We start from the raw sequence: 12,412 nt of genomic DNA, 5'->3' as shown, positions 1-12,412 counted from the left end.
CGATGGGCGGCTCACACCCGAATCTCTGCCGCCCCGCCGTTGTCCATCATGCCGTTACGACGCAAAAAGGCCAGTCGAGGCCCCAGCTGCTTACGACTGACGGCGCTGAGTCCAGAACAGCGCGGCACCCACCGAGACCACCACAGCCACCACAAACGGCCACATGGGTAGGTCGCCGTCGGTGGGATTGGCAGACGACGCCGGGGCCGAGGAAGGTGTTCCCGACGGCTGCTGCGAAACCGCAGGTGCGCCCGCTGACGCCGGGGTACCCGATCCCGTGATGGTGAATGGCCACGAGCCGTCGACCGGATGCCCGTCCTCCGAGATCACCCGATAGTTCACCGTGTACTTCCCGGCGGGGGCATCGGGCTTCATCCCGACAGAAATCGATGCGCCCGAGATGACGGGGTCGCCTGACTGCCACTGGTCGGTCTTGCCCTCCGGGCCGATGACCGTCATCGCGGAAAAGCGCTTCTGCAGCGGCTCGTTGAAAGTGGCGCTGACCTGAACGGGAGGCCCGGACAGCACGGCGTTCTCGGCCGGATCCGAGGACACCTTGACCGCGTGCGCCGAGGCCACACCGGGTAACGCCAGGCTCAGCGTCAACGCGATGAACGCCGACAAGAACACCGATACCGACTTCCGTGAAACTGCCATCACTGTTGTCTCCGCCTATTCGTCACAGCAAGCACGAGGGCGACGGCACCGAGGATCAACCCGATCCCGCCGAACCAGCGTGCCGTCTTGTCGGGGCGAGCGTCGCTGTCCCCGGATTCATGGGTAGCCGATACCTGCGGCGCGTGCGCCGAGTGGCCGTCATGGTCGGCCTTGCCCTGCGTCAGGTCCAGGGCGGGCGCAGGGTACTCCGGCTCGGAGCCGCCCGGCTGCGCCTGCTGATCCCACTTGACCACTTGGCCGTCGGCATAGGTCTGTGTCGCCGGGAAGGTCACCGAATCCGTATCCGGGAGCTTGACGCGCACCCGGAACACCGCGAACTGATCGGGCCCAATCCCATTGCCGGTCACGGCTTTCCATGTCACCGACTTGACCGTGCCCTTGGCGGCATCGCGGTCGACCGCGCTGGTCCAGCCGGGCAGCAGCTCGGTGCTCGCCGAGCCGACATTTGGCAACTGCACGGTCAGCTCGGTGGTCAGCGCCTTGGTCTCGGATTCGTTGGGAACCGAGAACTCCAATGTCGCGTAGCCGCCGCGAGCGGTGTTGTCGGTGGTCACACGCACGTGCGCGGACGCCGGAACGGCAAGCGCCACGAGAGCGGCGGCCGTAGCGGTGGAGACCGCGAGTAGCCGGGGAAACACGCGCATCGCTTACCTCACCCCAAGTCGTGCGAGCAGATCCGCGTCGATGCCGTCGAGCTCACGGGCAATGGCGGCATGCGCCGCGCGACGACGGGTCGGTGGCATATGTTCCGAAGCCCCGACGGCGGTACCCAACTCCTCCAGCCGCGCACGGACGGTCGCGGTGAATTTCTTGGTCTCGGCATCCTTGGGCGCGCGGTCCAACACGGCCTGGAGCGACTGCTCGGCACCGGCGATACGGGCTGAAAGCTCCGCGCCGAACCCTGAGTACTGGCCGAGTTCGGCGAGCGGTATGCCGAGCCGATCGGCGCGGCGTTGATCCAAGACACCGCGGACCGCTATCGCCCCCTTGTACAGCAGCGGCAACAGCACCGGGGCCAGCAGCCGCACCACCGTCAGCGTGCGTTTGATGCGGGTGGGTGAGAGCAGCTTGCCTTCGCGAACCGCCTTGAGCTGGTCTTGGGCGATCAACCGCTGGGCCTTCAGCGTCGCCAGCTCGGTCTTGCGCGAGTCGCGCCTGGCGGCCGATTCCGATCGGGCTTGCATGTGCATCCGCCGCCGGTCGTTACGCGCCGCCAACCTGGCTTCGAGCTTGGCCTTCGCCTTCAGTGCCCGCGCCTCAGCGCGTTTCGTCGAGCGGCTCTTGCGGCTGGTGAGAAAACCCATCCCAGCGGCCTCCGTTCATCGCGTTGCGAGTGTGGCGCTAACCCTAGCGCGCCGATCCTCGTCGGCCCCGTGCGGATAGGACCTCGTATTCAGGTTGTCGTGATGTGCACTGCAAAGGTTCCCGGTAGCCCTCAGCGAAGTCCCGGCGGCCACGATTTGGGCTGTACTGGGGGAACAAGAGGTGAAAGGGCCCACATTTTGTGATAGATATTTGACCTCCGAGCAAATTCCCGGCATGCTGTTCGCCGTGGGGCGACATCGAGCAAATTCGAGCAGGAGAAGCCAGCAGCTGAAGCGTGCCTCCGCGCGCGCGGCTGTGGTGACCCTGCTCAGCTCCGGGACGCTCATGGGGGGATTCGGCGTTTTCGCCATCACGACACCGGCTGCGGACGCAAAGCCCGGCGGCGGATCGGGCGGCGATCATGACAACGACCATGGTCTAGGTGGCGCAATCCACAAGATCACCGGCGGATTACTGGGCGGCGGTTCCGGTGGCGGCGGTGGCCCGGGCAGCGGTGGGACTCGCAACGCACCGTCGTCCCCGAGCTTCGGCAAGAGCCTGCACGGCGGCTCCGGATCGGAAGCCGCCGCGGGTGGCGGCAGCAATGACTCCGCCAAGGGCGAGAAGGACAAAGACAAAGACAAGGGCCCCGGGGCAAACGTCCCGAAGCCGGGATCTGTCGGTTCCAACGGCAAGACATCCGATAGCGCGGCGGGTAGCGCCGGTTCGGGAACCAGTACACCCAGTACTCCGAGTGGCACTTCCGGTGGGGGAATCGGCGGTATTGGGGTAACCCTGCCGCACTCGGGTGGCGCCGCAGGTGTCCACACTCCGACCGCTGAAGGTGCCGCCACGGAAAGCTCCAGTGGCACAGGGACTCACACCGAAGAGCGGCCCGGTCTCAAGGGCGCCCTCGGCTCGGTGGCCGGGGCGTTGTCGCCCAAGACTGAGACGGCCACGACGCCTAAGACCGAGACGGCGACCTCACCCCACACGTCGACCGCGCCGGGCGCGACCGCCGAAACGCCCGCCGCCGGTTCCACGCACACCGAGCATGAGACGTCCTCCGAGGAGCCCAAGGTTCCCGGTGTCACCGTCAACATGGGTGGGCGCACCATCATCATCTGGAAGAAGAAGCCGAGCACCTCGACGCATACTCCGGGCGCCGGCAGCGGAACCACCCCCGAGCATGAATCCGACGGCGATCACGATCACGTGATCGGCCTGCCGGGATTCCCCAACATCGGTGGCGTCCCCAGCCCGAACGCTCCGTCCGGTGGTGCCGCCGGAACGCGGACTCCCGGAGGAAACCCCGGCATCCACACCGGTCCCATCGCTCCGCCCTCCCTACCCACGCCGAAGTCTCCCGCCGTTGCGATCGCGACGCCGCCCGCGCCGCCGGTCATCGCGCCGCTGGCGCCGGTCGTGCCTCCGACACCACCTGTGGTCACCATCAAGCAGGCCGAGGGCGGCCGCGGGGGCGACGCCGTGGTTACCGCGGGGGGCACCAAGCAGCCCGAGGCCGTCACCAAGCCGATCCAGCAGTTTGTCGCGGCCGACACCATCGCACCGCGCACCGGGTACACCGACTACCTCCGTCTGACGAAGACGTCCGAGATCGCCGCGGTGGCCATTCCGGGTGCCGCGGGCATCGCGATGATGACCTTCGTGGGAGCGGCCCTGGGATACCGGCAAGCCAAGGCCGGTCATACGGTGCGTGCATCCGCTGCCGCCCGCTTCCTGGAGTAAGGAAGAATCGATACGGCACCCCGTGAGGGGTCTGTCCGGGAAGCACACCGTGAGGGGAGAGGCACATGGGCGCAGGCCGTCGTGTGACCGATGCCGTCAACGCTGTGCTCGACCTGGCTCCGCGTAAGGGTGAGGTGACGCTGACCGCCCTGGTCGAGGCCGTTGGTCGCGATCGGGACCGGTCCATCGAGATCATCTCCGCGGATCTGCCACCCGGTGTGTGCGGCCAATGGCGCCAATACGAGAACGAAGACATCTTCATCATCCAGCGCGGCTTGCCCACCTGGGATCGCACGCTCGCTCATGAACTCGGCCACGTGGTGCTGCGCCATGAAGGCATTTCGGTAGTCGAAATGGCCAGGGATGAAGCAGAATTCGCCAGTGATGACCTGATCGCCTACATGCTCTCGCAGCGCACCGGATGCATGGGTGCCGCCGGCATGGAGGCCGAACAGGAAGCCGAGGACTTCGCGGCGCTGCTGCTGTACCGGCTGGGGCGACTGCCCTCCGATCGTGCGTCCATTGTTCAGGTGAGGCTCGGGGAGGCCTTTGGGTGATCGCCTGGGTGATTGCCGGGCTGCTGGGTATGGCGACGGGATTGCGCATCGGGTGGGTGCTCGTCCATAAGCAATCCCCGGTGAGCACCGGAATGATCGTTGCGCTGGGAAGCCTGGCGCTGGTGTCGGCGCTGAACTGGGAACCGCTCACGATTCTGGTGGACAGCTCGCTGGGCTGGCCCAACATCTCGGTGGCGCTGAGCCAAGCGGCATTGACGGCTTGTGCGGCAGGCAGCTGCGTGATGATCACCAGCATGTCCGCCAGCCGTACTGCGGCAGCCAACAAACGGTGGGCACGCTGGCAGTACCTCGGGGCGGCGGCGATCGGCGGCGCCAGCCTGGCGGTGTTCTTCTCGCGCGGTCGGCTGCCCGAGATGACCCCGCGTGAATTCCTGAGGCGTGACCTTGGTGGATTCGCATCCGGCACGGCCTGGTTGGTGCCGATGCTGTACGTCGCGGTGGCGTTGTCGGTGGTGTTGTGGGCCGGAATGGCCTACTCGAACCGCACCCGCCGGGGCCGCGCGCTGTTCCTTTTCACCGTCGGTATCAGTCTGCTGGTGCTGGCCGTATTGGTGGTCGCCGGTGTGGCGGTGGCCAACTCCGAGTACGTGACCATCGGCACCGCGGCCACACTGATCGGCTGCGCGATGGCGATGGTGGCGGTGGGGTCGCTGCTGCCAACCTTTGAGACCTGGCTGGTCGCTCGCCGCGAGATGTTCGTGCTGGCGCCCTTGTACCGGGACCTCAAGAAGCGTCAGCCGGACGCTGCGATCGGAGTACGGCCCCGGGGACCACTGGCCTTCCAAGTGGCAGATCGCATGGCCTATATATCCGATGCGCTCTTCTTGGAGGCGATGCATGCGCAGGGACTGGACCCCGAATCGGAGGGCGAGGGCGATATCGAGCTCGGTGTGGAACCGGTGAAGCTCGAAGTGCTGCCGGCAGCTCAGGCTCACGCGGTAGTGAAATGGGTTCTCACTGAGGGAGATCCGAAGGAGAACTTCCCGGGCCCAGAATGGCTGCACCAGCCTGAGGGATACTCCGATCGCGAGTGGATTCTCGAGATCGCTACCGAGTACCGCAGGCTGGTGCGCGCTGAACGTCGTTCTTAAGTTGTAAAGCCCCGTCCCCGTACGCGTTCCCCGCCGGCTCGACGAGCGGTTAACGCCAAACTGACCGGTCCTTCCCCGAAGTGGACCGGTCAGACAAGCGGTGGACTAGCTGTCGAGACCCTCTTTACGACGGTATTCGTCGACGGTCTGCGTAATGCGATCCTGCGCTTCGACAGACAGCCCCACGGTGCGGGCCGCGATCCGGCGGACGCCTTCATCGCGCATGTTCGCAAGCCAGGTCAGCTCCTGGTCGAGCTTCTCGTAGTACTCGTCGTCGGTGAAGTACGCCGGCTTGATCCGGAAAAAGTTCGCGAGCGCCTTCATGGTCGCCGACGAAGGGTTGGTGCGGTTACCTGAGCGCAGCTGCGACAGGTACGGCGCGGACATCGTGATGCCCTCGGAACGCAGGGCCGCGATCACCTCGGCAGAGGTGTGGGGGCCGCGTCCGGGCGGATACACGGTGTCGAACAACCGATTCAGACGTGCGGTGAACGTGGTGCTCATCGAGCCTTACCTCCACAAACAGATAAAGTTGCTAATTCGGGGGACGTATTTGCTGCCCATCGTAACCTTAGTTTTGCCTGCAGCCAAGCGCAACCGTCAAGTTTGGCTACGGTGGACACGGTGTTCGGTTATCCAAACCTGCTAGCTCAGGTACATCTGTGCAGCGTCCAATATTCAGGACGATCTGGGAATCTTCGTTCTCAGGCAAATGATTGATAAATCCCCAGCGCGATGACGCGGGGGCTGCCGCGCGGGCCTCGCTGAGAGATCGCATTCGTTTCCTAAGTCTGTTGTGTCCAGTACTCGGCTGTATAACCTGCTCAGTTGCTACTCGCACCAAGACCACGCGTTCTGCGCGCACGCCTCGCTGACCTGGCAGGATGTCACGCCCGTGACGATAACGGCAGCTAGCGATTCTGGCGTGAATCGCCGCGCATGGGTAACGTTTTAATAATGGAACGGTGACCGCAAGTGTGGCCTCCAGCAGGGCATCACCTCTGACCAGCGGTAAATCGGCACCAATGGACTGTGAGGAAGATCACAGCAACCACCAAGCATCGAGAGCGGCCACTGCCATCCGCGGCCGCGCGGGTGCGCCGATCAAGATCATCCAGAATCCGACGATCGCGGTAAGCCCCGGCGATGTTCTGCGGCAGATGTGACGCAAGAGGCCCGTGCGGCGACGGTCGTCAAGAACGGCGGCCGCGTCAGCGCACACGGCGAGCGTGATCGGGTCCGATGATGCGGGGTTCTGCCGATGGTCGCTGGTGAGCGCCCCCGTGACCGGCCGCGTCCTACCCCCTTGGCAGATCGAGATCGACGAAGAAATGATCGCCAGGAGGAAAAAACGACTGGTGCGGGCGGTCGCTGGTTTCCCGTCGTCGTTTGCGTCGCTCCTACCCCATAGGCGGCTTGCGATGGCAAGCGTGCGGCCGTGCTCGAGCACGGTGGCATCGGCGAAATGTCCGATGGCGCCGGCCGGGCGACGGACCATAGGGCGAAGACGGTGCGGGCCCTACGAGAAATACGATGCCGAGACTCGTGGCGGCTGGTTGCGCCAGGAACTTCTGGGCGCTGCCGAGAGCTAGTGTCTGGGGCGTTGCTGGAGGGTACCGAATCCGTTACGCGGCAAGCAGCATCGCCAGCACCGCGGTATCGGGATCGCTGATGGGATCGATGCCTACCCGACTCACCACCGAAGTGACGGTTCCGTCTGACTCGGCCTCTACCCACGCGGCCCGATGCTCAAGACCGAGGTGTGGCAACCCGGGCAGGAGGAGGCAACCCGACGCCGCGCCAAGACATTCCGGCAGTGTGGGGTTGGTCTCCGAGGGCGGATGGAGCATCAGTAGCGCCGGTGGTTGATGTTCTGCGAAATGGCCAGGCGCGACAGCGGATTCGCCAAGGACCGTGCCTTCGGCGATGACCAGCCCGACCATGCCGGGTGCCGGGTCATCGGGCAGGTCCTCGCGTGCACCAAAAATCGTTGTGGTGGAAAGCAATCCGGGCAATGTGGCGATGCGCACCGTCACGATCAGCAGCTGCATCCATTCTTTGGTGGAGTCGGGCCAGCGGCCGCACACCACAAACCCCCGGAGCGATCCGCCCGCATGAAAGGGCGCGATCTCGATCGGCCGATCGGAACTGGTCGCCATATCTGCCTCCGCGACATCACAATCCATATTGCGCGACGCTGCTGATTCCAGAATTACCATGCGCGGAAGCACCCCGCAATCGCTAGCGGACACGCCGAAAACACACTTGGGCCCCGGATTCGTAACGAACCCGGGGCCCAAAGCGAAAGCGAGATCAGCCGAAGATGAGACCCGACGTCTTGGTGGTGGCCGCGGCGTAGCGGTCCTGCACGTCGGCCCAGTTGACCACGTTCCAGAACGCCTTGACGTAATCCGCCTTGACGTTCTTGTACTGCAGGTAGAAGGCGTGCTCCCACATGTCCACCTGGAGCAGCGGGATGATGCCCAGCGGAACATTGGCCTGCTGGTCATACAGCTGGAAGGTCAGCAGCTTCTGTCCGAGGCTGTCGTAGCCGAGCACGGCCCAGCCCGATCCCTGCAGGCCGTTGGCTGCGGCGGTGAACTGCGCCTGGAACTTGTCGAACGAGCCGAACTGATCGTCGATGGCGGCGGCCAGATCGCCGGTGGGCTTGTCGCCACCGTTGGGGGACAGGTTCTTCCACCAGATCGAGTGGTTCACGTGCCCGCCAAGGTGGAACGCCAGGTTCTTCTCGTTGAGGAAGATCGCCGCGTGGTCACCCTTTTCGCGAGCCTCTTCCAGCTTGGCGACCGCGGAATTGACGCCCGCCACGTAGGCCGCGTGGTGCTTACTGTGGTGCAGCTCGTTGATCTGTCCCGAGATATGGGGCTCCAGCGCTCCGTAGTCGTAGTCCAAATCGGGCAGTGTGTACTCAGCCACGAGATTCCTTTCCGCTTGCGTCGTAATCGCTCGTATCTGCGTTGTGTGCAGAACTATCCAACAGAAGGCGCGGCTAAACCTGTTCCCACCGGAGTGCCGGCCTACCGATTCAACCCTGCTCTATTGCGCCCTGGGCCGCAAGGACTGGGGAAGGGCACGCACACCTCGAATGCGGCTACCTAATGGGTGAGCAGCAGGTGTGTGTGGTCGACCGTCGGTCAGACGAGGATGAGAAACGCGAGGCCGGCCGCAAGGATCAGAGCGATGATGAGGGCGCGGAACGCGGCGACACGGTACGAGGTGTTGTAGCAGCGGGGAGTCAACTGCCAGCCGGAAGTGGACATCGGTTCTTGTCCTGCCGACTGTGCTGTCATCGCCGCCCTCCTGCCATTCATTGCAAGTACCGTCACGGTGAGATGAGTCACAGCATCACTCGTGTGGCGGTCATCATAACTCCAAATCGTGGTGCGCGAAAATTCACCCAGCGTGTACCTGGAAACCCCAGCTAGACCAGCAAATTGAGGGCACCCGGCGGCGTATCATCAGGGCATGGCTTCTTGGGTGGATAACGTTCGCGATCAGATCCTGGGACGACTCGAAGACGGGGGCAAGCCGGGAAAGTCGGCAATCGTGGAGGAGGGCGCGGCCTTGCCTGGCCGTGCCACCCCCATTCGGATATCCGGCACGCATTTCGTCAACGGTCACACCACGGTGCCGCCGTTCCCCGAGGGGCTCGATCTCGCGGTGTTTGGGGAAGGTTGCTTCTGGGGCGCCGAACGCGGCTTCTGGAAGCTCCCGGGCGTCTATTCCACCGCAGTGGGATATGCCGGGGGATACACGCCCAACCCCACGTATGAAGAGGTGTGCTCGGGACGGACCGGCCATGCCGAGGTCGTGCTGGTGGCGTTCAACCCCCGTGAAGTGACCTACGAGCAACTGCTGGTGCAGTTCTGGGAGAGCCACGACCCGACCCAGGGCATGCGACAGGGCAACGACCGTGGATCCCAGTACCGCTCGGTCATCTACACCACTGGCGAGGGTCAGGCGGCGCAAGCCGCGGAGAGCGCCGCACGGTACGCGGTCGCCTTGGCCGGCGCCGGGTACGGGGCGGTCACCACTGAGATTGCTCCGCTGGACGGGCCAGTCGGGCATGCGTCGCGGACCTTTTTCTATGCCGAGGAGTATCACCAGCAGTACCTGGCCAAGAACCCGAACGGGTACTGCGGACTTGGTGGAACTTCGGTTTCCTGCCCCATCGGCCTGGATGTGCCACCCGGCGGTGCGGCACAGGCGTGAGCTATCCCACGGACGCGTTAATGAATTCGCTAACTCTGCACAGGCAGTGCTACGGTTCCCCGTCGCGAGCCCCGCTGAGCCTCTTGAAGAAGTCCTGGCCAGCGCAAATGCAAATGAGCAACCTGTGGTTTGTGGATCAACCTGTGGATAGTGTGGATAAGCCGACATTGCTGTGGTGTGCGTCACACTGCGAAAAGTTGCGGGCGCCTCAGCTGTCATACCAATCGAGCGGCAGGAGTGAACGATGAGCTTCCCTTCGGGCGATGAGGTTCCACAGGTCGGCGTCGACGAGATCTCGGCGGCACTGGACCTTGGTGTCAAGTTGCTTGACGTTCGTGAAGACGACGAGTGGGCGGCCGGACACATCGAGGGCGCGCAACATATACCGCTCGGTGATGTGCCGTCCCGGATGGACGAGCTCGATCCCGACGCGCCGCTGTGGGTGATCTGCCACGCGGGCGGACGTTCTCAGCGCGCCGCGGCGTACCTGAACCGCAATGGTTTCGACGTCAGCAACGTCTCCGGTGGCATGCTGGCCTGGGTTCAGGCTGGTAAGCCGACCATCAGCTGAGGTCCTGGCGACCGACCTCGCCGGTTGGTGTCGGCGCCCCACTCGCTGCGAGGTGCCCCCTCAGGCCGTTACGCTGGACGAATGATCCAGGTGTGCTCCCGCTGCGGTACTCAGTGGAACGTGCGTGAGCAGCGTCGATACTGGTGCCCACGGTGCCGGGGCACTCTGCTGGAGCCGGGCATGACCGCCCCGCTGCGCCCCGCCGCGCCGATGCCGCGCCCAGCCGTCGGGGCCCCGCCCTCCGGAGGCAAGTACTGGGTTCCGCCAACGCAGCAGGGGCCTGTGGCAACTCCTGCGGGGCGTCCTGCGGCCCGTCCGACACGGCTCCCCGCGGGATATCGATGGATTGCCGTGCGCCCCGGCTCGCCCCCGAAAACGGCTCGCCGCCCGCGGCCGCTCGGTCCGACGCCGCGCTACGCGTACATCCCTCGGTGGGGTCTGGTCGACCACATCGACCCGTCGGGATCGTCACGCCAAGGGATAGCCGGGGGCGGTGTCCCCAGCCGGGTGCTCGAACGGCTCCTGCTCGCCACAATCATCACCCTGGCAATCACTTCGTGTGCACATTTTCTTCGATATGCGTTGATGGTTTATAACCGCGGAGCCCTGATTCCGAGGTTCGTCGCCAGCACGTCGAATGGGCTAGTGCTCGTCAGCGTCGCGCTCGCCTTCGCCGTCATGGTGGCCACCGCATGGTTCCTTACCGAATGGATGATCGCGCGACGCGCCGAAACCTACCGTGACCTGGGATTCGAGGACCCGCGCGCCCGGTGGGAGATTCGGCTGGGCTGCCTGCTTCCCATCGCGAACATCGTGGGCGTGCCGCTGCTGCTCCTGGAACTCGCCAAGATCGAGAACCGGTGGTACCGGCAGTACCGAAACATCCTGTGGTGGTCGGGCCTCTGGGCCGCGACATGGCTGTTGGTCCTGGTGACGTGGGTGTCTCGAGATGCGGTGACGGTGCAAGGCGTAGCGGACAACGCGCTGTTCACGGCCATCGACTACGCGGCCGCGGCGGCCGCGGCCTGGTCGTTGCGCCGGGTGTACGAAGGCTTCACCGCGCCCGAAGGACATCGCCGCGCGGTGCGCTGGTTGGCGGTGGAATCTCTGCAGGGTCCGGTGCCCGTCGACGCCGACCGCCCGGATGTTCCGCCGACACGCGACAACAATTCCGCTGCTGCGGTTGAACCGGTGGGCCAGGAACCGGCAGCATTGGAGCGTGACCGAGTCGTCGGAGCCTGGTGATGGTGAGGCCAATGCGTGGGGAGCCGACGATATAGACGGCACAAGCGAGGTCCCCGCCTCCGGGCGGGACCCACAGCATCCGTTCGTGGTCGCGCACCGGGGCGCGTCGGCGGACCGGCCCGAGCACACCCTTGCCGCGTACGAGCTCGCTCTCGAAGAGGGCGCCGATGGGGTGGAATGCGATGTCCGCCTGACTCGGGACGGACAACTGGTCTGCGTTCACGATCGCCGCGTGGATCGCACCTCGAACGGAACCGGGCTGGTCAGTGAGATGACACTGAGCCAGCTGCGCGCCCTGGATTTCGGCAGCTGGCATCCCGGCGGTGCGGAGGCGTCATCGGGCACAGGACTGCTGACGCTCGAGGAACTGGTTTCGCTCGTACTTGACTGGAACCGGCCGGTGAAACTGTTCATCGAAACCAAGCATCCGGTCAGGTACGGATCGCTGGTCGAAAACAAAGTGCTCGCGCTGCTACACCGGTTCGGGATTGCCGCCCCCGCGTCCGCCGACATGTCGCGCGCGGTGGTCATGTCGTTCTCGGCTGCCGCGGTGTGGCGCATCCGCCGGGCCGCACCCATGCTGCCGACAGTGCTGCTGGGCGAGACCTCCCGATACCTCGGCGGCAGTGCGGCGACCACTGTCGGGGCCACCGCAGTGGGACCGTCCATCGCGACCCTGCGTGAGCATCCGGAACTGGTGGACAGAGCGGCTGCTCAGGGACGGGCGACATACTGCTGGACCGTCGACCACTACGAGGATGTCGAGTTCTGCCGGAGCATCGGCGTCGCCTGGATCGCCACCAACCACCCCGGCCGAACCAAATCCTGGCTGCAGCGGGGGCTCACCGGCACCACGTTGTAGCCGAATCTCTCGTGCAATCGCAGTAGTGGCGGGATCTCCGGCGCGCCGATGATGTGCTCTACGCGGCAAAACGCGATCACCGCAACGGTTTCCGCGCTGC

The 12,412-nt window shown here is 65.0% G+C and carries 15 protein-coding genes; 7 read left to right on the top strand and 8 right to left on the bottom strand.

Annotation, left to right across the window (positions count from 1 at the left end; translation table 11 throughout):
* Positions 1-90: 90 nt before the first annotated feature.
* The 3 genes from BKG76_RS10430 to BKG76_RS10420 are packed head-to-tail and all read right to left on the bottom strand — an operon-like array spanning position 91 to position 1,982.
* Complete coding sequence (locus BKG76_RS10430) at positions 91-657, bottom strand: copper resistance CopC family protein (RefSeq protein ID WP_070937585.1); 567 nt, start codon at positions 655-657, stop codon at positions 91-93.
* Positions 657-1,322 (bottom strand): YcnI family copper-binding membrane protein, encoded by a 666-nt coding sequence (locus BKG76_RS10425; protein WP_070937584.1) that lies wholly within the window; start codon positions 1,320-1,322, stop codon positions 657-659. Before BKG76_RS10425 ends, BKG76_RS10430 begins: the two co-directional genes overlap by 1 nt.
* A 3-nt stretch (positions 1,323-1,325) precedes the next feature.
* The gene (locus BKG76_RS10420) at positions 1,326-1,982 is read right to left on the bottom strand and encodes a DUF6474 family protein (protein WP_070937583.1); all 657 of its coding nucleotides are present in this window, start codon (positions 1,980-1,982) and stop codon (positions 1,326-1,328) included.
* Between the two features lie 316 nt (positions 1,983-2,298).
* Here BKG76_RS10420 and BKG76_RS10415 point away from each other — a divergent pair, with 316 nt between their 5' ends.
* From BKG76_RS10415 to BKG76_RS10405, 3 genes are all read left to right on the top strand, one after another.
* Complete coding sequence (locus tag BKG76_RS10415) at positions 2,299-3,732, top strand: hypothetical protein (RefSeq protein ID WP_070939110.1); 1,434 nt, start codon at positions 2,299-2,301, stop codon at positions 3,730-3,732.
* Positions 3,733-3,797: 65 nt separating this feature from the next.
* Positions 3,798-4,289: a M48 family metalloprotease gene (locus BKG76_RS10410; protein ID WP_043077437.1), complete on the top strand. Its 492-nt coding sequence runs from the start codon at positions 3,798-3,800 to the stop codon at positions 4,287-4,289.
* Entirely contained in the window at positions 4,286-5,401 is a 1,116-nt protein-coding gene (locus BKG76_RS10405) for a hypothetical protein (RefSeq protein WP_070937582.1), read from the top strand. Before BKG76_RS10410 ends, BKG76_RS10405 begins: the two co-directional genes overlap by 4 nt.
* Before the next feature lie 105 nt (positions 5,402-5,506).
* On the opposite strand, the gene BKG76_RS10400 is transcribed toward BKG76_RS10405, so the two are convergent.
* From BKG76_RS10400 to BKG76_RS24835, 5 genes are all read right to left on the bottom strand, one after another.
* Positions 5,507-5,905, bottom strand: a complete 399-nt coding sequence (locus BKG76_RS10400) for a secretion protein EspR (protein WP_005062824.1) — start codon at positions 5,903-5,905, stop codon at positions 5,507-5,509.
* Positions 5,906-6,443: 538 nt separating this feature from the next.
* Positions 6,444-6,899: a hypothetical protein gene (locus BKG76_RS10395; protein WP_070937581.1), complete on the bottom strand. Its 456-nt coding sequence runs from the start codon at positions 6,897-6,899 to the stop codon at positions 6,444-6,446.
* Positions 6,900-7,026: 127 nt separating this feature from the next.
* Entirely contained in the window at positions 7,027-7,560 is a 534-nt protein-coding gene (locus tag BKG76_RS10390; RefSeq protein WP_070939109.1) for a peptidase, read from the bottom strand.
* A gap of 154 nt (positions 7,561-7,714) precedes the next feature.
* Positions 7,715-8,338 carry a superoxide dismutase gene (locus BKG76_RS10385; protein ID WP_070937580.1) on the bottom strand — a complete coding sequence of 208 codons (624 nt, stop codon included), beginning with the start codon at positions 8,336-8,338 and terminating at the stop codon, positions 7,715-7,717.
* Positions 8,339-8,556: 218 nt separating this feature from the next.
* The gene (locus tag BKG76_RS24835) at positions 8,557-8,712 is read right to left on the bottom strand and encodes a hypothetical protein (RefSeq protein WP_109420686.1); all 156 of its coding nucleotides are present in this window, start codon (positions 8,710-8,712) and stop codon (positions 8,557-8,559) included.
* A gap of 187 nt (positions 8,713-8,899) precedes the next feature.
* Between BKG76_RS24835 and msrA the strand changes: the two genes are divergently transcribed.
* The 4 genes from msrA to BKG76_RS10365 all read left to right on the top strand — a co-directional run bounded on the left by msrA (position 8,900) and on the right by BKG76_RS10365 (position 12,312).
* Positions 8,900-9,634 (top strand): peptide-methionine (S)-S-oxide reductase MsrA, encoded by a 735-nt coding sequence (gene msrA, locus BKG76_RS10380; RefSeq protein ID WP_070939108.1) that lies wholly within the window; start codon positions 8,900-8,902, stop codon positions 9,632-9,634.
* Positions 9,635-9,878: 244 nt separating this feature from the next.
* On the top strand, positions 9,879-10,205 hold the full coding sequence (locus BKG76_RS10375; RefSeq protein WP_070937579.1) for a rhodanese-like domain-containing protein: 327 nt from the start codon (positions 9,879-9,881) through the stop codon (positions 10,203-10,205).
* Positions 10,206-10,286: 81 nt separating this feature from the next.
* Positions 10,287-11,450, top strand: coding sequence for a DUF4328 domain-containing protein (locus BKG76_RS25215; RefSeq protein WP_109420684.1), 1,164 nt, complete (start codon positions 10,287-10,289; stop codon positions 11,448-11,450).
* The gene (locus BKG76_RS10365) at positions 11,425-12,312 is read left to right on the top strand and encodes a glycerophosphodiester phosphodiesterase (protein WP_207543764.1); all 888 of its coding nucleotides are present in this window, start codon (positions 11,425-11,427) and stop codon (positions 12,310-12,312) included. Before BKG76_RS25215 ends, BKG76_RS10365 begins: the two co-directional genes overlap by 26 nt.
* Positions 12,313-12,412 lie beyond the last annotated feature (100 nt).

This window comes from Mycobacteroides franklinii, assembly GCF_001853795.1.
Taxonomy (GTDB): Bacteria; Actinomycetota; Actinomycetes; order Mycobacteriales; family Mycobacteriaceae; genus Mycobacterium; species Mycobacterium franklinii.
This window is presented reverse-complemented; position numbering and strand designations above follow the sequence as displayed.